Raw genomic sequence first — 23,392 nt, forward strand, 5'->3', positions numbered from 1 at the left:
CGGCAAGACCGGCTACCGCAGGGTCTGCCGGACTGCGGCGTCGGGCTCGGGCCGGGCCCAGTTCTGTGGCCCCCACACAGGAGCCCTGCGATCGTGGGTGCTGTTGCGAAGGCGACCACCGCCGTGGTCAGGATGAACGCCCAGCACCGGTCCAAAAGGCCCCTTACATGGGCAGGGAATGTGGGCTACGTTACGGGGAACGCCGGAACCGGACGCCACGGACCCAATGACTTCCATCCCTGAGGAGGGATACCGGTGACTGCACCGCTCGACCTCTCTGATCTGACCTCCCTTCCCCTCGATCTGGCCAGGCCGAGGCTCGTGCAACCGGGGCTGCTGCCCGTGGTGCCCGGCCACGAACGGTACTGGGTCCGCCCCGGGGGCGTGACCGCCCTGGAGCTGGAGGGCGGCGACGAGATCACCATCGTGGACCGCTTCGGAGCCCAGGCCGCCGAGTTCACCGTCCTGGGCAACGGGGGCGAGGACTTCGCCGCCGTGGGGCTGCGGGCGGACGCCCCGGCCACCGTGCTGGGGGCCCTGACCGAGGCCTCCTCCTTCGACAACGAACAGGTGGCCCGGGTGGTCACCGCCCTGGCGCTGCGCGGGTTGCGGCCCGATGCCGCCCGCGCCGTGCGCCTGTTCGGCGGGTGGTCGCCCGCCGGGTCCCGCGAGACGTTCACGGCCCAGCGGCCGGTGACGGCCGTCGTCGGGAATCCGACCTGGCAGATGACCTTCGAGGAGCTGAACCCGCCCTCCGAGCTGATGATCGAGGTGCAGCGCGCGAACCCGCACACCCGCCGCGAGATCGAGCTGCCCCCGCCCCTGGCGGACCCGATCCTCGACGTCCGGATCGACAACAGCACCGCCATCGCCTACGAGGTGAAGAAGGGCGACTACATCCAGATCCTGGACGTGGCGGGGCGGCAGTGCTCGGACTTCCTGGCCTTCGACGCCCGGGCCCTGCAGGAGGGCCGCGAGCTGGGCCTGGACGCCAGCACCACCCGCCACATCGTGGGACAGGCCTTCTCCCAGCCCGGGCTGTACGGGAAGTTCTACAACCAGGACATGGATCCCCTGGTGGAGGTCGTCCGGGACACGGTGGGCCGCCACGACACCTTCACCCCGGCCTGCAACGCCAAGTACTACGAGGACTTCGGCTATCCGGGGCACGTGAACTGCACGGACAACTTCAACGGGCAGCTGGACTCCTACGAGGTGGCCTCCCGACGGTCCTGGCCGGCGCTGAACCTCTTCTACAACACCATGTTCGACGAGCACAACATGCTGGTGTTCGACGAGCCCTGGTCCCGGCCGGGGGACTACGTGATGATGCAGGCCCAGCGGGACCTGGTCTGCGCGTCCTCGGCCTGCCCGGACGACATCGACCCCTCCAACGGCTGGGTCCCCACCGACATCCACCTGCGCGTCTACTCATCGGAGCGGAAATTCTCGATGGCCATCTCCCACCGCACCACCCCCGACGCCGCGCCGAAGCTCACCCGCGAGACCGGCTTCCACGAACGCACGAGCGCCCTGACCAAGCAGTTCACCGAGTACCGCAACTTCTGGCTGCCCACGCACTATGACGGCTACGGGCCGAAGGCCGAGTACTGGGCCTGCCGCGAGAAGGCCGTGGTGATGGACCTGTCGCCGTTGCGCAAGTTCGAGGTCCTCGGGCCGGACGCCGAGGCCCTGTTGCAGTACTGCATGACCCGCAACATCCGCAAGCTCTCCGAGGGCCAGGTGGTCTACACGGCCATCTGCAACGACACCGGCGGGATGATCGACGACGCCACCGTCTTCCGCCTGTCCGACACCAACTTCCGCGTCATCCCCGGGGACGACTACACGGGTCAGTGGATGCGGCAGATGGCCACCGAGCAGGGCCTGGACCGGGTCTGGGTCAAGGACTCCACGGACCAGCTGCACAACATCGCCGTGCAGGGGCCGGCCAGCCGGGACATCCTGAGGGACCTCATCTGGACGCCGCCGCAGCAGGCCGACTTCGACTCCGTCACGTGGTTCCGCTTCACCATCGGCCGGATCGGGGACCATCAGGGCACCCCGGTGATCCTCTCCCGGACCGGCTACTCCGGCGAGCTCGGCTACGAGCTGTTCTGCCATCCGAGCCACGCCCCGGCCGTGTGGGACGCGGTCTGGGAGGCGGGGAAGCCGTACGGCCTGGCACCGCTGGGCCTGGACGCCCTGGACATGGTCCGCATCGAGTCCGGCCTGGTCTTCGCCGGCTACGACTTCGACGACCAGATCGACCCCTTCGAGGCCGGGATCGGCTTCACCGTGCCGCTGAAGACCAAGGAGGACGACTTCTCCGGACGTGAGGCCCTGCTCAAGCGGAAGGAGAACCCGCAGCGCAGGATGGTGGGACTGGAGCTTCAGGGCAACGAGACGGCCGGTCACGGCGACCCGGTGCACGTGGGCCGCTTCCAGGTCGGCGTGGTCACGTCCGCCACGCGCTCGCCGGTCCTGCGCAAGAACATCGCCCTGTGCCGGATGATGGTGGAGCACGCCGAGATCGGGGCAGAGGTCCAGGTCGGCAAGCTGGACGGACAGCAGAAACGGATCCCGGCCACGGTGGTGAAGACCCCGTTCTACGATCCGGAGAAGCTGAAGCCACGCTCCTGAGCTGCCGTCCGGGCCAGGGGCGGGGAGCGGACAGGGCGCGGGCCTAGACTGGGTGGCGTTGTCCGCCGCTGCCCGCGGCCGACGTCCGAGTCTGCCCCCGAGCCCGCAGAGGATTCCATGGCCTTCCCCTCCCACCGTCCGCGCCGCCTCCGCCAGTCCGCCGCCATGCGCCGGCTGGTGGCCGAGACCAGGCTCCACCCGGCCGACCTGATCCTGCCCGTCTTCGTGCGGGAGGGCATCAGCGAGCCGGCGCCCATCACCTCGATGCCGGGCGTCGTGCAGCACACGCGCGACACCCTGCGGCGTGCGGCCGCCGAGGCGGCGGAGCTGGGCGTGGGCGGGATCATGCTCTTCGGCATCCCGCAGACCAGGGACGCCACGGGATCGGCGTCCCTGGACCCGGACGGCGTGCTCAATGACGGACTCCGCGCCGTCAAGTCCGAGGTGGGGGACGCCCTCGTGGTCATGTCCGACCTCTGCCTGGATGAGTTCACCGACCACGGCCACTGCGGGGTGCTCACCGCGGACGGCACGGTGGACAACGACGCCACCCTGGAGATCTACGGTCAGATGGGCGTGGCCCAGGCCGAGGCCGGAGCGGACATGGTGGGCCCCTCCGGCATGATGGACGGCCAGGTGGCCGTGATCCGGCAGGCCCTGGACGACGCCGGCCGGCAGGACACAGCGATCCTCGCCTATGCGGCCAAGTACTCCTCCGCGTTCTACGGCCCCTTCCGCGAGGCGGTGGACTCCCAGCTCACGGGCGATCGCAAGACCTACCAGATGGATCCGGCCAACCGCCGCGAGGCCCTGCTCGAGGTCTCCCTGGACCTGGACGAGGGTGCGGACCTGGTGATGGTCAAGCCCGCCATGAGCTACCTGGACATCCTGCGGGACGTGGCCGAGGTGGCGGACGTGCCCGTCTCCGCCTACCAGATCTCCGGGGAGTACGCGATGATCGAGGCCGCCGCCGCGAACGGCTGGATCGACCGGGACGCGGCCGTGGCCGAGTCCGTGCTCTCCATCCGCCGGGCCGGGGCGGACACCGTGCTGACGTACTGGGCCACCGAGCTGGCCCGCTGGATCAAGGAAGGACGGCTCTGATGACCGCTGCATCCACTCCGCAGGCCGCGAACCCGGCCCCCACCACGAACGCGGCCCTGTATGAGGCCGCCCGCTCGGTCATCCCGGGCGGGGTGAACTCCCCGGTCCGCGCCTTCGGGTCCGTCGGCGGGGACCCCGTCTCCATGGTCCGGGCCTCCGGGCCCTACCTGACCGACGCCGAGGGCCGCGAGTACGTGGACCTGGTCTGCTCCTGGGGCCCCATGCTGCTGGGACACAACCACCCCGCCGTCGTGGACGCCGTGCACCGGGCCGTGGACGCCGGGCTGTCCTTCGGCGCCTCCACCCCGGATGAGTACCGACTGGCCGAGCTGATCGCCGGCACGGTCCCCGTGGAGCGGGTGCGCATGGTCTCCACCGGCACCGAGGCCACCATGACCGCCATCCGCCTGGCCCGCGGCGCCACCGGGCGCAACCTCATCGTGAAGTTCGCCGGCTGCTACCACGGCCACTCGGACGGACTGCTGGCCGCAGCCGGCTCCGGGGTGGCCACCCAGTCCCTGCCGGGCTCCGCCGGGGTCACCGAGGCCCAGGCCGCCGAGACCCTCGTGGTGGACTACAACGACCGGGCGGCCCTCGAGGAGGTCTTCGCCGCCCGCGGGTCCGAGATCGCCGCCGTCATCACCGAGGCCGCCCCCTGCAACATGGGCGTGGTCACCCCGGCCGAGGGCTTCAACGCCTTCCTGCGCCAGCTCACCGCCCGTCACGGCGCCCTGCTGATCTGGGACGAGGTCCTCACCGGGTTCCGGGCCTCGGACACCGGCTACTGGGGGCTGTCCGGCCAGCCCGAGGGGTGGGCTCCTGACCTGTGGACCTTCGGCAAGGTGATCGGCGGTGGCATGCCGACCGCCGCGGTGGCCGGCCGGGCCGAGGTCATGGACCTGCTGGCCCCGCTCGGGCCCGTCTACCAGGCGGGGACCCTCTCCGGGAACCCGGTGGCCATGGCCGCGGGCCTGGCGACCCTGCAGAACGCCACGGCCGAGGTCTACGGCACCATCACCCGGCGCTCGCAGCAGCTCGAGGAGCTGTTGGTCGGGGCCCTGACGGAGGCCGGCGTGGACCACTCCATCCAGCGCGCCGGCACCCTGTTCTCGGTGGCGTTCGGCACCTCGGACGGCGGCGTGCGGAACTACGCGGACGCGCAGGGCCAGGAGGCCTTCCGGTACGCCCCGTTCTTCCACGCCATGCTGAAGCACGGGGTGTACCTGCCCCCGAGCGTCTTCGAGGCGTGGTTCGTCTCCTCCGCCCATGACGACGCCGCCATGGACCGGATCGCCAAGGCCCTGCCGCACGCGGCCCGGGCGGCGGCCGCCGCCACGGCCTGAGGGGCGCAGGCGGCTGGGGGCACCGCCGGCTGGGGGCACCGCCGGCTGGGAGGCTCTAGCGTCCCTGCACCGGCCAATCGCCGTTGACCACGGCGGCGGGGTCCTTGCGGCGCAGGTACTCCTGGAAGCTGGCCGACTGTTCGGCCTTCCACCGCACCTGGTGGGCGTGCAGCTCGGCCGCCGCCACCTGCAGTTGCGCGTACTTCACGGCCAGGCAGTCGGCGACGCCCACGGCGGCCAGGGAGTCCGCCGCGGAGGTGTGGGCGTCCAGGAGTTCGACGCCGTAGAAGGAACACACGTCCGTGAGGGTCCGTTTGCCCTTGCGGTAACGGTCCACCTGCTTGTCGATCACGAACGGGTCGATGACGCAGGGGTTCGCCAACGGCTCCAGGCCACGGCGGGCCAGCTCGCGGTCCATGACGGTGAAGTCATAGCTGGCGTTGAACGCGATGACCGGAATGCCGGCGTCGAAGAAGTCGCGGAGGGTGTCGGCGATCTCCACGATGGCCTGGTCCGGGGGCATGCCCTCGGCCTGGGCCTTCTCCGTGGTCACCCCGTGGACGGCCGACGATTCGGCCGGGATCGGCACGCCCGGATCCACCAGCCACTCGTAGGCGGCGGCGAGCTGCCCGTGCGGGTCCACCACCACCAGCGAGGCCGTCACCACGAGTGCCTGCTCCGGGTCACGGCCCGTGGTCTCCAGGTCGAACCCGACGCGGATCTGTTGGTGCCAGGGCAGGACCGCTGCTGCCGCTGAGGCGGCGTCGGCGGTGGTGGCTGCAGGTGGGAAGGCTGATACGTCGCTCACGCTCTCACGGTACCGCGAGGCCCGGACACGGGACAGCGGCAGCCGCGCCTCCTGTGCACGGCTCCGGCAGAATGGTCTGCTGTGGAGGACCTCACCCAGCTGCCGCCCGGACCCTACGAGCTGTCCGAGGCGCTGGTGCTCGCCGCCCGGCTCGTCCCGCAGGGCCGGGCCGTCAGTTACGGGGGACTGGCCGGGCTGCTCGGCGCCGGGGGTCCGCGTCAGGCTGGGAGCGCCATGTCCGGGGCGCCGGACGGGACCCCCTGGTGGCGGGTCGTGAGAGCGGATGGTTCCCTGCCGCCGTCGTTGGCCGCCCGCGCCGCGCCCCACTACCGCCGGGAACGCACCCCGCTGAAGGGACCGGAGGGCACCACGGCAGGGCCCGACGCCGGCCCGCACCGGCGCGTGGACCTCACCCGGGCCCGGTGGGAGCCCGACGACGCCGCCCGGCTGCGGTTGAGCCGGCTGAGGGAACAGCTCGGCCCGTGAGTGGTCCGATCCCATGAGTGGTCAGATGACGGCGCGTTCATCCGGGGATTCTCCACCGGAACCGACCACCCACGGTCGGGGGACCAGTCGGCACGGAGGCTTAACCTGTCCAGAGCGGCTGGTTGAATGAGGACATGCCCGCCGAACACCACCCGGAAGCCCTGCGACTGACCGCGCCCCGAGCCGTCCGTGCGGAGCCGCTGACCCCGGACGCCGGGCAGCAACGGGTCCTCGACCTGGCCCCGGGCCACGGGCCGGTGCTCGTGGTGGGCGGGCCCGGGACGGGACGCAGCGCGCTCGCGGTGGAGTATGCCGCCCGGCGCATCGAGGGCGGCCTGGACCCCCAACGGCTGCTGGTGCTCGCACCCACGCGGCAGGCCTCGGCCCGGCTGCGGGACGACCTCTCCATCCGGTTGGACCACGGCGGCCGGGGCACCCGCACCTCCACCCCCGTGCGGACCTGGGCGGCCTACGCGTTCGACCTGATCCGGCGGGCGCGGACGGCCGGTTTCCTCCCGGCGGTGCAGCGGACCCCGCGCCTGCTGTCCGGGGCGGAGCAGGACACGGTGATCGCGGAACTGCTGGAGTCCTACGCCTCGGGGGAGCGCGGAGGACCGGACTGGCCCGTCGACCTGGCCGAGGCCGTGCCGACCCGGGGCTTCCGCCAGGAGGTCCGCGAGCTGATCGACCGCACCAGCGAGTACGGGATCGAACCCGGCCAGCTCGAGGACCTGGGGGAACGCTACGGCCGGGCCGAGTGGGTGGCCGCCGCCGTGCTGCTCCAGGACTACCGGGACCGGCTGGACCTGGGGATGAGCGAGGCGTTCGACCCCGCCGGGCTGATCACCACGGCCTGCCTCCTGCTGCAGGAGAACCCGGAGCTGCTGGACGGCGAGCGGAGGAACCTGCCCGTGCTCGTCGTCGACGACCTTCAGGAGGCCACCCCGGCCGTGCACCGCCTCCTCCGGATCCTCGGCACGGACCAGGACGTTGTCGCCCTGGCCAGCCCGGACACCGTGGTCCAGGGGTTCCGCGGTGCCCGCCCGGACCTGGTGCGGGACTACCCCAGGTGCCTCCTGTCCCCGGCACCCCCGCCGCGCGGCGGGGCACCGGTGGACCCGGCGCCGGCCGGTGGCAGGACCCACGTGCTGACCACCGGGTACCGGATGCACCGGGACGTGCTGCAGTCCTGGCAGCGGGTCGCCCGCCGGATCCCCGCGCTGCCGGGGACCCTGGAACTGCGGCAGGGGATGACGTCCGCCGACCCGGTGTCCGCCGCGGCGGACGAGGCCTCGGCTGTTGAGACCCCGGCTGGTGAGGAACCGGCTGTTGAGGAGCCGGCTGGCGAGGAACCGACCACCGAGGGTCCCGCCACGGGCCGGGTCCAGGGGGCCACCGCCCACCTGGTGGCCTCACCCCCGCACGAGCAGCTGCTGGTGCTCCAGCAGCTGCTGCACCTGCATCACCGGGGCGGGATCCCCCTCGGGGAGATGGCGGTCATCGCCCGCTCCGGCCCTCTCGTGGCCGAACTCGCGCGGTACCTGGAGGCCGAGGGCGTCCCGGTCAACCGCTCCGTGGCGGACACGGTCCTGAAGACCGAACCGGCCGTGACACCGCTGCTGGCGCTGTTGCGCACGGTCGCCACGCCCGCGGAGGGGCCGGACGCGCAGCTGGACCCGGACACCGCCCTCTGGCTGGCCGGCGGACGCTACGGCGGGGCCACGGCCCTGCACCTGCGCCAGCTGCGCCAGCGGCTCCTGCAGGACGAACGGGCGGCCGGCGGCAGCCGTCCCAGCACCGAGCTGCTCCTGGCCGCCTTCGAGGACCCCGAGGCCCTCGCCGGTCATCCGGTCCCCGGCGCGGGCGTGCAGCGCATCGCCCGGATGGTACGGGCCGGACGTTCCGCCGCCCAGGACCCCGCGGCCACCGCCGAGTCCGTGTTGTGGGCCCTCTGGGAGGCCTCCGAGCGGCCCGCGCGCTGGGAGCGGGAGGCCGTGACGGGAACCGGAGCCGCGGCCCGGCGGGCCGACCGGGATCTGGACGCCGTCGTCGGGCTCTTCCAGGCCGCCGAGCGGTACGTGGACCAGTTCCCGGGGTCCTCGCCCCTGGCCTTCGCCGAGTACATGGAGGCCCAGGACCTGCCCATGGACTCCCTCGCCTCGACCTCCTCGCAGGAGGGATCCGTGTCCGTGGTGACCCCGGCGACCGCCGCGGGCCGGGAATGGGACGTGGTGATCATCGCGGGCCTGCAGGACGGGACCTGGCCCAACACGCGGCTGCGCGGCCAGCTGTTGGGCGCCACCGACCTGGCCGATGTGGCCCAGGGCCGGACCACTCGCGCCGACCACCGGTCCCGGCTGGCCGAGGTGCGTCAGGACGAGCTGCGCAGCTTCGCCACCGCGGTGTCCCGGGCCCGGCAGCGGGTGATCGGCATCGCGGTCGCCTCCGAGGACCACCAGCCCTCCGACTTCCTGGACCTGATCGAGCCGTGGCGCCAGGTGGCGAGGCCGCGTCCGCTGACCGACGTGCCGCGGCCCATCACCGCCGGCGCGCTTGTGGCCGGCCTGCGGCGTGAGCTGGAGGAGACCGCGCGGACAGTCCTGCGGGACGGTCCGGCCCCGGCGGAGGTCGGGGAACCCGAGCCCGACGCCGGCCCCCCGCCCCGGGTGCGGCCGGCCGCCTCCGCCCTGGCCCGGCTGGCGGCCGAGGGGATCCGCGGTGCGGATCCGGAGCACTGGTGGGGCCTGCTGCCGCTGTCCACTCAGGAGCCACTCGTGGACACGGAGACCACCCCGGTCCCGGTGTCCCCGTCTCGCGTGGAGACGGCGCTGCAGTCACCGCTGAACTGGTTCGTCTACCAGGCCGGGGGGCAGGCCGGGAGTACCCAGGCCCAATCGATCGGCACGTTCATCCACGCCATCGCGGAGGCCTACCCCGAGGGACCGGCCGAAGACCTGCTTGCCGAGCTCGAACGGCGGCTGCCGGACCTCGGGTTGGAACCGGGGTGGGAATCCGAGCGCGTGGCCCACGAGGCACGGCGCATGATCGAGTTCTTCGTGAGTTACCTGCGGCAGATGGAGAAGGCGGGCCGATCCGTGGTGGAGGTGGAACACCGGTTCCACCAAGAACTGGAACGCGGCGGTCTGCGGGTCCAGATCCGGGGCAGCATCGACCGACTCGAGCGGGACGGAGAGGGCCGGCCCTACGTGATCGACCTCAAGACCGGCAAGCGGACTCCGACCGCCAAGGACCTTCAGGAGCTGCCTCAGCTCGGCGTGTACCAGGCCGCCATCGCCGCCGGGGCGCTGGACGCCGAGGACTTCGGCCGGCCCACCGAACCGGGGGGCGCCGCGCTCGTCCAGTTGCGCACCGCCAACAAGAACGTCAAGATCCAGGACCAGCCGGCGCTGGGGGCGGACCAGCCCTGGGCGCTCGAGCAGATCTTCACCGCCGCGGCCGCCATGATCGGCCCCCGGTTCCTGGCCGTCCACGGGGGCGCCGGCAATCCGCAGTGCGCCCTGCCGGCACTCTGTCCCATACACAGCGAGGGAAGGCAGTCCACCGAATGGCACCGATGAACGCGCGGTACAGCCCGGAGGACCTGGCCGGACTGCTGGACCAGCACGCTCCCACCGAGGAGCAGTCAGCCGTGATCAGCGCGCCGCTGCAGCCGCGGCTCGTGGTGGCCGGGGCCGGTTCCGGGAAGACGGCCACCATGTCCGACCGCGTGGTGTGGCTCGTGGCCAACGGCTTCGTGGCCCCGGACCAGGTCCTCGGCGTGACGTTCACCCGGAAGGCGGCCGGCGAACTGGCCCAGCGCATCAACCGGAAGCTCGACCTCCTCACGGAGGCCGGACTCGATCTGCCGGCCGGTGCGGAGGGGGCCGACGCCGAGGAGGGGATGCTGACGGAGGGGGCGGCCCGGGCCAGCGTCTCCACCTACCACTCCTATGCCAACACCCTGGTGCGGGACCACGGGATGCGGATCGGACTGGAGCCGGACACCGGGATGATCGGCGAGGCCCAGTCCTACCAGATCATGTCCCGGATCGTCCGGGCCTACGCAGGAGATCTCAGCTTCGCGAACATCGCGGCGTCCAGCCTGGTCAGCGGCGCCATCAAGCTGGCGGGTGACTGCGCCGAACACCTCGTGGAGCCGGACCAGGTTCAGGCGTACCTCGCCGAGCAGTCCCGGTTCGGTGAGTCCCTGCCCTATGACGTCGCCCAGGCCGAGGGCAGCCATGCCGACGTCGCCAAGATCTTCTCCATGCTCCGGCTCCGCCGGGTCATGGCCGAGCTGGTGGTCTCCTACCGGCGGGCCACCCTGGACGCCGGGGTCATGGACTTCGGCGACCTCGTGCGCTTCGCGGCCCGGATCGCGCAGGAGGTCCCGGCCGTGGGAGAGATCGAACGGTCCCGCTACCGGGTGGTGTTGCTGGACGAGTTCCAGGACACCTCCCACGCCCAGCTCGAGCTGTTCCGTGGCCTGTACGGGACGGCGGGCCACCCGGTGACCGCCGTGGGAGACCCCCACCAGTCCATCTACGGGTTCCGCGGAGCCTCCGCCGGCCAGCTGTTCGCCTTCCCCGGGCTGTTCAGCGTCCCCCGGGCCGGCGGCGGCGCGGACCCGGCCCCCGTCAGCTACCTGACCACGGCCTGGCGCAACTCCCACACCATCCTGGCGGCGGCGAACACCGTGGCCGGACCCCTGCGCAGCGAGCCGGTGGGCGGGATCCAGGTCAAGCCGCTCACGGCCTCGCCGATCGCCGTGGACGGGGAGGTGCGCGCCGCGTGGCTGCCGGACTCCGAGCAGGAGGCGGCCGCCGTCGTCGCTGCCTTGAAGGAAGCCGGAGGTGCCGGCGGCGAGGGCCGGACACCGGCACAGCGGCCGACGCGGGCCATCCTGTGCCGCACGCGCAGCCAGTTCGAACCGCTCATGGAGGCCATGGACCTCGCGGGGGTGCCGTACGAGGTGCTGGGGCTGTCCGGGCTGCTGTCCGTGCCGGAGGTGGCCGACGTCATCGCCGTGCTCCAGGTCATCTCCGACCCGAGCCGGTCGGACCACCTGATGCGCCTGATGACCGGGGCCCGCTGGCGCATCGGCACGGCGGACCTGGTGGTGCTGCAGGGCCGTGCCGCCACCCTGGAACGGAACCGGCGGCACACCGGAGCCGCCCAGGACCCGCAGGCATCGGACGGTGGCCCCGACCTGGACCAGGACACCTCCCCGGAGGAGGACGCCGAGTCCGCGTCCCTCATCGAGGCGCTGGACTGGCTGCCCGACCCCGGGTGGACCGATGCGGCCGGGCGCGGCTTCAGCGCGGCGGGCCGGGAACGGCTCGAGCGGCTGTCCCGAGAGCTGAGGTACCTGTCCGGGCAGACCGGGCTCGAACTGACCGCCCTGATCCGGCTCGTCGAGACGACCCTGGGCCTGGACATCGAGGTCGCCGCGCGGCCCGGCCAGTCCGGGATCACGGCCCGAAGGCACCTGGACGGCTTCCTCGACGCCGCGCGGGACTTCACCCAGGGGGCCGTCGAGGGCTCGGGTGCCGATCTCACGGCGTTCCTGGCCTGGCTCCAGGCGGCGGAGGAACGGGAGAAGGGCCTGGGGATGGCCGGCTCCGAACCGAGCCACGAGGCGGTCCAGCTGCTGACGGCGCACGCGTCCAAAGGCCTGGAATGGGACATCGTGGCCGTCCCCGGCCTGGTGGACGGCCAGTTCCCGGGCAAGACCGTGGACACCTGGACCTCGGAGAAGGCCGGGCACCTGCCCTGGACACTGCGCGGGGACGCCAACAGCCTGCCGCACTGGAACACGGACTGGTCCAACCAGCGCGACTGGGCCGGCCACGCGGTGGGGTGGAGCCTGAAGCGGCAGAAGGACGAGTATCCCGACTCGTACAAGGACCGCGCCGCCGCACACCACCTGGAGGAGGAGCGGCGCCTGGCCTACGTGGCGTTCACCCGGGCGAGGTCGCTGCTGCTGCTCAGCGGCAGCCATTGGCGCGGCGTGACCAAGACGCCGTCCACGCCGTCGCCGTTCCTCGATGAGTTGATGGAGTCCACGGATGGGGTCGACGTGGTGACCGGTCCGTGGGCCCCGCCGGAGGACATGGGGGAAGAGAACCCCTTCGCCCAGCGCAAGCTCGTGGCGTGGTGGCCCTTCGACCCCCTCGACGGTCCGGAGGTGCTGGTGATGGACCCGGAGGCCCCGGATGACCTGGAGCAGGCGACGGCCCTGCCGCCTCGGTCCAGGCCACGCCGTGAGGCCGTGCAGGAGGCGGCGCGGTGGGTGCGTTCCTCCGCCCCGCTGAGGACCGGCCTGGATGCGGAGGAGCCGAAGGCTGATGGGCCGGCGGATGGTGGGGCCACCCACGATCTGGCCCGGCAGGTCGAGTGGGTGCTCGAACGCTCGGCCCCCGTCAACCACCGCGGACGCCTCGTGGAGCTGCCCGGTCACGTCAGCGCCTCCACCTTCGTGGCGCTGGCGGACGACCCCGAGGCCGTGGCCCGTCAGCTCCGCCGGCCCATGCCCCGGCCGCCGGCCCACGCGGCCCGCCGGGGAACCGCCTTCCACGCCTGGGTGGAGGACCACTTCGGCGCCACCGGGATGCTCGACTTCGACGACCCCGAGGACTCGGCGGACCACTGGGTGGAGGACGCACTGGATCTGGAACCCATGAAGCGGAGCTTCCTGGCGAGCCGTTGGGCGGACCGGCTCCCCGCCTACATCGAGCCGCCGGTCGAGACCACCGTCGGGGGAGTGGCGCTGCGCGGCCGCATCGACGCAGTGTTCCGCGAGGGCGGCGCACCCGAGGTGCCGAACGACCCGGAGGCCCGCTGGGAGCTCGTGGACTGGAAGACGGGCGCCGTACCCACGGGGCGTGACCTGAAGATCAAGTCGCTGCAGCTGGCCGTCTACCGCTTGGCCTGGTCACGGTTGCACCGCATCCCCCTGGAGAACATCAGCGCCAGCTTCGTCTACGTGGCGCACGGGGTGGAGAAGTCGGTGCACGACCTGGCCGGGGAGGACGAGCTGGAGACCATCCTGGCGGCGGCGGTCGCCCCGCAGGACGGCTGAGCCACCGCACCCTCGGGGGCGCCGCCGCGGCGGGGTGGTGTCAGGAGGGATCCGTGGTGCGGCGGATGTCGAGGCGACGGACCTCGTCCAAGTCCAGGTCCAGGGCCGTCGTCGGAGGATCGACGGGTTCCGGTCGGCCCGCGCGCTCCGCACCGTCCTCGGCGTCCTGGGACTCGTCCGGTTCGCCTGTCGTGTCCGGCTCGATTGTCTCGTTCGCCTCGTCCGGCTCGTTCGCCTCGTCCGGCTCGTTCGCCATGTTCGGTTCGTCCGCGGCGTCCGCCTCGTCCGGTTCGTCCGCGGCGTCCGGTTCGTCCGTCTTGTCCCGCTCGACGGAGTCTTCCGACCCGTCGTGGTTCGCTGCCCCCGGCTCGTCATCCGGGTCATGATCGACGATGACGGCGTCGTCCAGGTCCTCTCCCGCGGTTCGGCCGACTTCGAGGTCCTCAGCGTCCGCGGAGGCCGCTGACTCGGTGGAGTCGGCAGCCCGCTCGACGGTTGGTTCAACGGGCGCCGCATCGACCAGCGGCGGTGTCGAGTCTCGAGCCGGCTCGACGGCGGGCTTCGGCGGGGTCCTCTCGGCCGGATCCTGCCGGGGGGGCGTCCCCGGTGCTGGCACGGCGCGCGGGCCGGCGGTGGCGGCGCTGATCTCCTGGCCCCCGTGTTCCTCCACGTCGGCCCGGAGCTCACCCAGCATGGCCTCGGCCTCGGAGGACATCTCCTCGTCCCCGGCGGAGAGGCCTCGGACGAGCCACTGCGCCAGCGCGAACTCGGCGGCCAGCACGGCCCGCCGCAGCAGGTGCTCATCCTGTACGGTGCCGCCGGAGCGGTGCTGCCAGTAGGCGGTCACGACCTCCTCGGTGAACCCCTGGTTCCCGGAGGAGGCCAGCCAGGCGAAGTCCTCCGCGGGATCACCGATGTGCAGGTCCGTCCACCCGGTCACGGACACGAGCCGATCGTGGTCCACGAGCAGGTTGTCCTCGTGCAGGTCACCGTGGGTCACCACCGGGGTGAAGTCCCATAGCTCCATCTCCTCGAGGGCGTTCTCCCAGCGGCGCAACAGCACGGAGGGGATGCGGCCGGTGGTCGCGGCCTGGTCCAGTTCGTTCAGTCGGCGCTGGCGGTACTGATCGGCCGTGTACACCGGCAGGTCGGCGTTCTCCACCACGTCCGAGGGCAGGGCGTGCACCGCGGCGATGACCCGACCGATGTCCTCCGAGGTCTTGCTGCCGAGCTCCGCGAGGTCCTCGAGCTCCATCTCCACCCCGGGCATGTCGTGGTAGACGAAGGTGCGCATGCCGTCGAGGCGGACGGCTCCGGCCACCGAGGGCACCCGGAAGGGCAGGCCGGCGCGGATCCCGGCGGTGAACCCGGAGAGCACCTGCAATTCCGTCTCCAGCCGCATGGCGGCCTCCTCGTGGAGGGGCGAGCGCACGCGCCACTGGCTTCCCTGGCCGTCGAACACGACGGCGGCCGAGAAGTCCCGGGGATCGTCCGGGGATCCGACCACCCCGGTCGGGGACAGGTCCGGGATGGCGGCGCTGGCCAAGGCAGCAAGTTCCATGGGCGTACGGTTCACACCCACCACGGTACGTTCCCGGCCCGGCAGCGGACGGGCTCGGGCGCGGCGAGTCGCCGAATGATCCGGACCAGGACGGCCCGGGGGCAGGTGCGGCGGCGGGTGCAGCGGCGGGTGCGGCAGTTGGTGCGGCAGTGGGTGCGGCGGCGGGCGCCGGTGGTGCGACCTGCCGTCCACAGGACGAGCCGGGCGGAGGGAACGGTGTCCGGGACGGGCGGTACCGTGGAGGCATGCGCACCCCTGAAGAGATCCTTCCCGCCCTCGGGCGACTGCCTCTGGCCCGCGAGGCGGTGGACCGCGGCTGTGAGGTCCGGGCCCGCGAGGGCTGGCTGGAGCAGGTCTGGTCCCGGGACGAGGCCCGGGTGCTGTGGGTCAGCGGCGGACGCGCACCGGTCCTGGGCGGGCGTCTCGTCCTGACCCGGCCGAAGGGCGAGCTGCCGGACGGCGCGGTCTATCTGGGACGGTCCACGGCTGAGGTCGCCTCCGGCGCCGGGCCCCGGGCCGAACTGATCCTGCTGGTCTCCCCGGACCACCCCTCGCTCGAGGGGGGCGAGGCCGGCGGGGAGCCCGTGCCCGCCCCGGAGGACGTCGCCTGGGTGGGGCTGCGGGACGTGGCAGCGGGCCTGACGGACCGGGACGCCGGCGTCTTCGTCGAGGCCGTGGCGATCGCCAACTGGCACGCCGTGCACACGCACTGCCCTCAGTGCGGCACGCCGACGGACATCACCCAGTCCGGGTGGGTCCGGGTCTGCCCCCGGGACCGCTCCGAACACTTCCCCCGCACGGACCCCGCCATCATCGTCACGGTCACGGACCACCAGGACCGGGTGCTGCTGGGCAACAACGTCGCCTGGGGGCCGCGGATGTACTCCACGCTCGCCGGCTTCGTGGAACCCGGAGAGTCGCTGGAGGCCGCCGTGGTCCGCGAGATCCATGAGGAGTCCAACCTCACGGTCCACTCGCCCGTCTACCTCGGATCCCAGCCGTGGCCGTTCCCGCAGTCCCTCATGCTGGGTTACACCGCCGTCACGGATCACCCCGAGGACGCTGCGGCGGACCGGGAGGAGGTCGCCCACGTGCGCTGGTTCACCCGCCAGGAGCTCGCGGACGCCGTGGACGGCGGGGAGATCACCCTCCCAGGGTCCGCCTCGATCTCCAGGGCCCTGATCGAACACTGGTTCGGCGGGTCACTGCCCGAGCCACGCACCCTGCAGAACTGACACCATCCACCGGAGCACTGTGACCGAGACGACTACTGACATCCTGGCCGGCCTGGACGCGGAACAACGCCAGGCCGCCACCGCCCTGAACGGACCGGTGTGCATCCTCGCCGGTGCCGGCACGGGCAAGACCCGGGCCATCACCCACCGCATCGCCTACGGGGTGCAGACCGGGGTGTATGACCCGCACCGGACGCTGGCGCTGACCTTCACCGCCCGGGCGGCCGCCGAGATGCGCACCCGGCTGCGGGACCTGGGCGCCCACGGTGTGCAGGCCCGCACGTTCCACTCCGCCGCCCTGCGGCAGCTGCAGTTCTTCTGGCCGCAGGCCGTCGGCGGGGCCGTGCCCGAGCTGGTGGACCACAAGGTGAACCTCCTGGCCGAGGCCGCCCGCCGGCTGCGCACCACCACGGACCGGGCCGCCCTGCGGGACCTCGCCGGGGAGGTCGAATGGGCCAAGGTCTCCATGCGCACCCCGGATTCGTATGCCGCGGCGGCGGCCGGCCGGCAGATGCCCGTCGGGTGGGACGTCAACGGCGTGGCCCGGCTGTTCCAGGGGTACGAGGACGTCAAGACGGACCGGAACCTCATCGACTTCGAGGACGTCCTGCTGATCATGGTCGGCATCCTGGAGACCGAACCGAAGATCGCGGCGCAGATCCGGGACCAGTACCGCGTCTTCATCGTGGACGAGTACCAGGACGTCTCCCCGCTGCAGCACCGGCTGCTCGACCTCTGGCTCGGCGGCCGCAACGAGCTGTGCGTGGTGGGGGATGCCTCCCAGACCATCTACTCCTTCACCGGCGCGACCTCCCGCTTCCTGCTCGATTTCCGCCAACAGCACCCCGAGGCCACGCTGGTCAAACTGGTCCGGGACTACCGCTCCACGCCGGAGATCGTGGACCTGGCCAACCGGCTGCTCGCCGAGCGCACCCGGCAGCGGGTCCCGATCCCGGGCCCGGACGGGACCCGGGGGCCGATGCCTCGCTGGGCCGAGCCGCTGGAACTGCTCTCCCAGCGGGACCACGGCCCGGCCCCGGTCTTCGCCGAATGCACGGATGACGAGGCGGAGGCCGGCTGGGTGGCCGCCCAGGTGCAGCAGCTGCTGGCCGACGGCATCCAGGCCGCCGAGATCGCGGTGCTGTTCCGCACCAACGGGCAGTCGCAGGCGCTGGAATCGGCGTGCACGGCCGCCGGCATCAGCTACCAGCTGCGCGGGGGCGAGCGGTTCTTCTCCCGGCGCGAGGTCCGTGACGGGATCCTCCAGCTCCGCGCCGCCGCACGATCCGCCCAGGATGTGGCGGGAGACCAGGTCCCGGGCCGGGTGAAGGACGTGCTCGCCTCCCTCGGCTACACCGAGGAGGCGCCGAAGGTCTCCGGAGCCACCCGGGAGAAGTGGGAGTCCCTGAACGCGCTGGTCGCGCTCTCCGAGGAGCTCGCGGCCACCCGCGGGGACCAGTTCACGCTGACGGAACTCGTGGCCGAGCTGGACGAGCGGGCCGCCAGTCAGCACGCCCCCACGGTGCAGGGCATCACCCTGGCCTCGCTGCACTCGGCGAAAGGCCTGGAATGGGACGCCGTGTTCCTCGTGGGGCTGTCTGAGGGGCTCATGCCGATCGGCTTCGCGGACACCCAGGAGGACATCGACGAGGAGCGCCGGCTGCTCTACGTGGGCATCACCCGCGCCCGGGTGCGACTGTTCCTCTCCTGGACGCTGGCCCGCGGCACCGGCGGCCGGTCCACCCGCAAGCCCTCCCGCTTCCTGGACTCCTTGGACCCGGAGGCGGACTCCCGGCACGGGGCCCAGACCGCCGCGCGAAACGGCACGGCCCGACGCCGGCCCGGCACCTCCGGCGCGGGGGGTTCCGGTGGGCGCGGCGCCGGGAGGAAACGCTCCCACCCGGTGCTGTGCCGGACGTGTGGGAAGACCCTGGAGACCGGTGCGGAACGCAAGACCGGCCGTTGCCTGGACTGCCCGCCGACCTATGACGAGGCACTGTTCGAGAACCTCAGGGCCTGGCGGCTGAGCACCTCGCAGGCGGCGTCCATGCCGGCGTTCGTGATCTTCACGGACGCGACGCTCGTGGCCATCGCGGAGGCCGAGCCGAAGACCCCGGCGGAGCTGTTGCGCATCCCCGGGGTGGGGACGTCCAAGCTGGAGAAATACGGTCCGGACGTGCTGGAGCTCATCAACGGGACGCCGACCGCCTGACGGCCCGCCCCGTCAGGCTGCCGCTCCGGCCGGCCCGCAGCCGCAGTCCGGATGCGCGGCCACCACGAGCGTGTCCACCCGGCTGCCGTCTCCGTGCACATGCAGGGCGGTCCCTGCGCCCACGGTCCCCGTCTCGGCCCAGCGCACGGCCTGCCGGGCCGCCAAGGCCCCGGCCGCCGTCGCCAGGCCCACGTCCTCGCGGCCTGCCCGTTGCCCGCCCAGCGCCGCGGCACGGCGGGCCCGCAGGGGGTCGGACTGGCGCGCCGCGAGATCCCAGCACAGCGGGCACCCGCCCAGGCCGGGCATCAACCACGGCCCGATGACCGCGTCGTCATCCCGCATCACGACCGGCAGGACGGGATGGTCTGCGGCACGGGCCAGGGCGATGTAGTCGTCATCGGCGGCGCCGCGCGTCACCGACACCGTCAGGGTGCCACCGGGGCGCGGACGGTCGGGGGAGGTGAGTGGCAGGATCACCGTGTCCAGCCCGGCGTCGTCCAGCCGGTGGGACAGGGCGATGGCGCGGTGTCGGCCCAGGTCCGCGGCCAGGTACCCGGTCCCCAGATCCGCGACCGTCACCTCTCGGTGGTCCCACAGGGCCAGCCGGCCGACGCCGGACGCGGCCAGCACCCGCGCGAGGGCCGCGCCGGTGCGGCCGAGCCCGAGCACCTGCACGTGGAGGCCCTGCCGGGACGCGATGACGTGGGCCGTCCGCTCACCGGCGTCGGTGGCCCGGGCCTCGACAGCCCCTGCCGCGGTTGCCGGCCCGGTATCGAGGGCCAGGGCCAGCGCCAGGTCATCCGCCAGCACGTCGGAGGCGTGCCCCGCCCCGGCGGACCCGGGCGGCTCATGCCGGCGCAGGACATCGGCCAGCGACGCCTCCAGTCCGCGCGCCTGGGCGGGGTCCATCCCGCAGCGCCGGGCCGCCTCCGCCTCCTGACCGTCCGGGATGCCGCGCACCAGGTGGTCGAGGTAGCCCAGGGCCTCCGGCGTGCAACCGGAGAGCTGGATCGAACGGGTGCCGGAGCCGATCTGGACGGTGTCCTCGGCGATCTGGAGCACGGTGAGCCCGGGGTCGAGACGCATCGGGATCCTCTCTGGGCAGGATGACCGCGGCCGGTGCGGGCCGCCGTGCCCATCGTGGCACCGCGAGGCCACGGGGCGCGGGGGTTATCCACAGCATCGGTCAGTATCGGTCAGCATCGGTCGGCAAAGGCCCGCGCCGGCGAGGATATCCACAGGGGTCACGGAGGCGGTTGCCGACCCCGGCTGCGTCGGCGGCAGAATGGGAGCATGACCTCTTCATGGACGGACGGTCCGCCGAGCATCGGCCGGCCGGCCCCCCAGGCCGCCGGCCACCGCACCACCGGGACCGGCCGGCGTCGCGCCCCGGCCCGGACCGTGCGGGAGACCGAGGAGCTCCGGGTCGACGGCACCACGGTGCTGATCATGCGATCCTCACGGCGCACCCGGACGGTCTCGGCCGCCTGGCGGGACGGGATGATCCAGGTGTCCGTGCCGATGGGACTGGGTCCGGACGCCGAACGGGACTGGGCGCGCAAGATGCTGACCAAGGTCTCCTCACGCCAGCCGAGCGGGCCGGGTGCGGACACCGAGCTGTTGGCCCGGGCCCGCATGCTGGCCAGGACCTGGCTGGGCGGTGAGGTGGACCCGCGAGAGGTCGTGTGGTCCACCCGACAGCAGCGCCGCTGGGGCTCCTGCACCCCGAGCACGGGGCGCATCAGGATCTCCTCCGAGGTGGCGGCCATGCCCGGCTGGGTGCTGGACGGCGTGCTGGTGCACGAACTGGTGCACCTCAAGCACGGGGACCACTCTGCGGAGTTCTACGCCATGGCCAACCGGTATCCGCGGCAGCAGGAGGCGATGGCCTTCCTCAACGGGGTGAGCCACGCGACGGGCCGCGGGATGTCCGGCGCCGACGAGGGTGATCTGGAGGGCGGACCGGGGCCCGGCCCTCAGGCGTAGGCCACCTCAAGGGGGCCTACGCCTCGTGGCTCACCGGTCGTCCGGGGTGCCGCCGCCGTCGAAACCGCCGTCCAGCAGCTTGCGCAGCTCGTCGTCCAGCCCGGCGGATTCCTGCTCGCGGGCCTGGCGGCGGCTCACGTAGCCGTCCGGGTCGTCGAGGTCCTCGGCGGTCGGCTGCAGGTCCGGATGCCGCCAGATGGCGTCCCGGTACTCGTGGCCCTGCGACTCACCGATCTTCTCCCACAGGGTGGCCGCCTCACGCAACCGGCGTGGCCGGAGCTCCAGGCCCACCAGGGCGCCGAAGGCGTGTTCGGCCGGCCCGCCGGTGGCACGGCGCCGGTTGATGGTCTCCCTCAGGGCGTTCGCGGCGTCCAGGGGCTGGGCTGCCTGGGTGACCACCACATCGACCCAGCCCTCGATCAGGGCCAGAGTCAGTTCCAGCCGGTCCAGGGCCGCGCGCTGTGTGCCCGTGGGCTCGGGGATGAAGGAGGCCCCGGCGAAGGCCGCCTGCATGGACTCGGGATCGGAGGGGTCGATCTCCCGGGCCGCTTCCTCGATCTTGGACATGTCGATGTGCACTCCGGCGGCGTACTGCTCGATCGCGGCGTACAGGTCCCGCTCCAGCCAGGGCGAGTGCACGAACAGCCGCATGCGGGCCACCTCGCGCAGGGCCAGGTAGATGCGGATCTGTTCGTCCGGAACCTCGAGGCCGTCGCCGAACTCCTCGATGTTCACCGGCACCATCGCCAACTGGTGGCCGGCCACCGGGAAGCCGGAGTCCGTACCGGAGAGCACCTCCTGGGCGAGGGCCCCCACGGCCTGTCCCAGTTGGAGGCCGAACATGGTGCCCCCCATGTTCTGCAGCATCGGCTGCAGCCCCTCCAACATGCCCTGCATGCCCTGCATCTCCTCCGGGAGCTGGCCCGGCAGCTGGTCCTTCATCGCCCGGGACATGGCCTCGGACATCGACACGGCCACGGGCTCGGTGAAGCGCTGCCAGGTGTCCATGGAGGACTCCACCCATTCGGCGCGGGACCAGGCCTTGCCGAGCAGGCCGGTGGCCTCGATCTCGGTGGCTCCGTCCAGCCAGAGTTCCGCCAGCCGGAGGGCCTCGTCGATCTCCCGCCGGGCGAAGGTGCCGACGGTGGGATCCTGGCCGGCCGCCGCCTGCCGGGCCGACTGCCGGGCCAGTTTCCAGTTCACGGGGCCGTCCTCGGGGGAGGACTGCATCATGGCCTGGAACTGCTGCATCATCTGGGACATCATGGCCGGGTCCAGCTGGGAGGGGTCGAACGGCAGGCCGCCGGTGCCGCCGGCCGCGCCGCCCATCCCCCCGAGGGCGCGGCGCAGCTCCTCGGGGTCGGGGGCGTTCGCGCCGAACATGCGGCGGAGCATCTCGGACAGCGCGTCGTCGCCGTCGGTGGAACCGGGGCCGTTCGGGGGATTCGTCATGTACTCCAGCGTATCGGCGCACCGTGGCTGTGTCCGCAGCGGGTCTACCGGTTCACTCTGGGCGCACAGGCGGCGGTCCCGGCGCGTGCCCGGGAGACCGTAGAATGGACCGAGACCAGAACGGCCCGGTCAGTCGGGTCGTACGCTTCTGCCCGCTGGACGGTGGACCGAGCCGGGGCAGTTCTTGTGAAGACGGGTGCCCTGACGTGTCAGAGAGCGGACACCAGCCGACGACGGCGTCGGCCGAGCCCGGTTCCGCGACCCCGGACGCCCCGAATGCCCTGACCGCCCCGAATGCCCCGAGTGGGACGCCCGGCACCCAAGCACCCACCGACCTGGCCTCCTGGACCCGCCGGGTGCGCGGGAGCCGCCGCCGGCGGCGTATCACCGCCGTGACCGGTGCCGTGGCCGGCCTGCTGACACTGACCGCGGTGGCGCTGCCCAGTCCCTACATCATCGAATCCCCGGGACCCACGTTCAACACCATCGGTGAGATGGACGGTGAACCCGTCATCTCCATCAACGGTGCCGAGACCTACCCGACCGACGGAAACCTGGATCTGACCACCGTGTACGTGTCCGGGGCGCCGACCGGCTGGACCACGTTCCTGGACGTGGTCCGCAGCTGGGCCCAGCCTGCCGAGGCCGTGATCCCGCAGGAGCTCGTCTACCCCTCCGGCACCACCTCCGACGAGGTCACCGCCCAGAACACGGAGGCCATGGCCACCTCGCAGAGCTGGGCCGTGGCAGCCGCCCTGGAGAACCTGGGGATCGACTACCGGCAGACCCTGTTCGTGGCGGGATTCACCGGGGAGTCGCAGGCCACCGGGCTGCTGGAGCCGAAGGACCAGCTGGTGAGCGCGGACGGCGTGGAGGTGACCGGCCTGGAGGGGCTGAAGGGCCGGCTCAACGCCTCCGGCGGCGAGACCGTGGAGCTCGGCATCGTCCGGGACGGGGAGGAGCTCGAGGTCGAGGTCCCCGTCTACCCGGGCGCCGAGGGGGAGTGGCTCATGGGCGTCTACCTGGATTCGGACTTCGAGTTCCCCCTGGACGTCACCGTCACCCTGGAGAACGTGGGCGGGCCGAGCGCCGGCATGATGTTCGCCCTCGGGATCATCGACGAACTGACCCCGGGCCCCATGGCCGGGGGACGTCACATCGCCGGGACGGGCACCATCGACCCTGACGGGACGGTCGGCGAGATCGGCGGCATCGTGCAGAAGGTCTCCGGGGCGGCGGACAGCGGGGCCGAGGTGTTCTTGGCCCCGGAGGGCAACTGCGCCGAGCTGGCCGGCCGCATCCCGGACGGAATCGCGGTGTACTCCGTGGCCACCCTCGACCAGGCGCGGTCAGTGGTCGAGGCCGTGGGCAGCGGCGGGATGCCGCAGGTGCCGGCATGTGGCTGATCCGGACCTCCCGGAGGATCACCCCGCACCGGGCCGGCCGGGGCACGGCCCTGTGGGAACGGTTCCCGGGGCAGC

General features: G+C 72.4%; 14 protein-coding genes. 10 read left to right on the forward strand and 4 right to left on the reverse strand.

Annotation, left to right across the window (positions count from 1 at the left end):
* Nucleotides 1-255: 255 nt before the first annotated feature.
* The 3 genes from AB0K08_RS10480 to hemL all read left to right on the forward strand — a co-directional run bounded on the left by AB0K08_RS10480 (nt 256) and on the right by hemL (nt 5,090).
* Entirely contained in the window at nt 256-2,643 is a 2,388-nt protein-coding gene (locus AB0K08_RS10480) for a DUF1989 domain-containing protein (RefSeq protein WP_363354129.1), read from the forward strand.
* A 117-nt stretch (nt 2,644-2,760) separates the two neighbouring features.
* A complete protein-coding gene (hemB, locus tag AB0K08_RS10485) occupies nt 2,761-3,747 on the forward strand; it encodes a porphobilinogen synthase (protein ID WP_363354131.1) in 987 nt (328 codons plus the stop codon).
* Nucleotides 3,747-5,090, forward strand: coding sequence for a glutamate-1-semialdehyde 2,1-aminomutase (gene hemL, locus AB0K08_RS10490; RefSeq protein ID WP_363354133.1), 1,344 nt, complete (start codon nt 3,747-3,749; stop codon nt 5,088-5,090). Before hemB ends, hemL begins: the two co-directional genes overlap by 1 nt.
* 55 nt (nt 5,091-5,145) lie before the next feature.
* Here the strand turns inward: hemL and AB0K08_RS10495 are convergent, their stop codons facing one another.
* Entirely contained in the window at nt 5,146-5,829 is a 684-nt protein-coding gene (locus tag AB0K08_RS10495; RefSeq protein ID WP_363354301.1) for a 3'-5' exonuclease, read from the reverse strand.
* Nucleotides 5,830-5,979: 150 nt separating this feature from the next.
* Between AB0K08_RS10495 and AB0K08_RS10500 the strand changes: the two genes are divergently transcribed.
* The 3 genes from AB0K08_RS10500 (at nt 5,980) to AB0K08_RS10510 (ending at nt 13,465) form a co-directional block, all read left to right on the forward strand.
* A complete protein-coding gene (locus tag AB0K08_RS10500; protein ID WP_363354135.1) occupies nt 5,980-6,384 on the forward strand; it encodes an MGMT family protein in 405 nt (134 codons plus the stop codon).
* Between the two features lie 134 nt (nt 6,385-6,518).
* On the forward strand, nt 6,519-9,962 hold the full coding sequence (locus AB0K08_RS10505) for an ATP-dependent DNA helicase (RefSeq protein ID WP_363354137.1): 3,444 nt from the start codon (nt 6,519-6,521) through the stop codon (nt 9,960-9,962).
* Complete coding sequence (locus tag AB0K08_RS10510) at nt 9,950-13,465, forward strand: ATP-dependent DNA helicase (protein WP_363354139.1); 3,516 nt, start codon at nt 9,950-9,952, stop codon at nt 13,463-13,465. Before AB0K08_RS10505 ends, AB0K08_RS10510 begins: the two co-directional genes overlap by 13 nt.
* Before the next feature lie 40 nt (nt 13,466-13,505).
* Here AB0K08_RS10510 and AB0K08_RS10515 read toward each other — a convergent pair whose 3' ends face one another.
* Nucleotides 13,506-15,026, reverse strand: coding sequence for a phosphotransferase (locus AB0K08_RS10515; RefSeq protein ID WP_363354141.1), 1,521 nt, complete (start codon nt 15,024-15,026; stop codon nt 13,506-13,508).
* Nucleotides 15,027-15,271: 245 nt separating this feature from the next.
* Between AB0K08_RS10515 and nudC the strand changes: the two genes are divergently transcribed.
* Both nudC and AB0K08_RS10525 read left to right on the forward strand, forming a co-directional pair.
* Nucleotides 15,272-16,261: an NAD(+) diphosphatase gene (nudC, locus tag AB0K08_RS10520; protein WP_363354143.1), complete on the forward strand. Its 990-nt coding sequence runs from the start codon at nt 15,272-15,274 to the stop codon at nt 16,259-16,261.
* A 19-nt stretch (nt 16,262-16,280) separates the two neighbouring features.
* Complete coding sequence (locus tag AB0K08_RS10525; protein ID WP_363354145.1) at nt 16,281-18,473, forward strand: ATP-dependent DNA helicase UvrD2; 2,193 nt, start codon at nt 16,281-16,283, stop codon at nt 18,471-18,473.
* A 12-nt stretch (nt 18,474-18,485) separates the two neighbouring features.
* Here the strand turns inward: AB0K08_RS10525 and AB0K08_RS10530 are convergent, their stop codons facing one another.
* The gene (locus AB0K08_RS10530; protein ID WP_363354147.1) at nt 18,486-19,559 is read right to left on the reverse strand and encodes a ThiF family adenylyltransferase; all 1,074 of its coding nucleotides are present in this window, start codon (nt 19,557-19,559) and stop codon (nt 18,486-18,488) included.
* A gap of 207 nt (nt 19,560-19,766) precedes the next feature.
* On the opposite strand from AB0K08_RS10530, the gene AB0K08_RS10535 reads away from it, so the two are divergent.
* Complete coding sequence (locus AB0K08_RS10535) at nt 19,767-20,459, forward strand: M48 family metallopeptidase (RefSeq protein ID WP_363354149.1); 693 nt, start codon at nt 19,767-19,769, stop codon at nt 20,457-20,459.
* A gap of 30 nt (nt 20,460-20,489) precedes the next feature.
* Here the strand turns inward: AB0K08_RS10535 and AB0K08_RS10540 are convergent, their stop codons facing one another.
* Nucleotides 20,490-21,911, reverse strand: a complete 1,422-nt coding sequence (locus AB0K08_RS10540) for a zinc-dependent metalloprotease (protein ID WP_363354151.1) — start codon at nt 21,909-21,911, stop codon at nt 20,490-20,492.
* 206 nt (nt 21,912-22,117) lie between these two features.
* Between AB0K08_RS10540 and AB0K08_RS10545 the strand changes: the two genes are divergently transcribed.
* Nucleotides 22,118-23,317 (forward strand): PDZ domain-containing protein, encoded by a 1,200-nt coding sequence (locus tag AB0K08_RS10545; RefSeq protein WP_363354153.1) that lies wholly within the window; start codon nt 22,118-22,120, stop codon nt 23,315-23,317.
* Nucleotides 23,318-23,392 lie beyond the last annotated feature (75 nt).

Origin of the sequence: Citricoccus sp. NPDC055426, from assembly GCF_040677445.1 — a bacterium.
In the GTDB taxonomy this organism is placed as follows: domain Bacteria; phylum Actinomycetota; class Actinomycetes; order Actinomycetales; family Micrococcaceae; genus Citricoccus.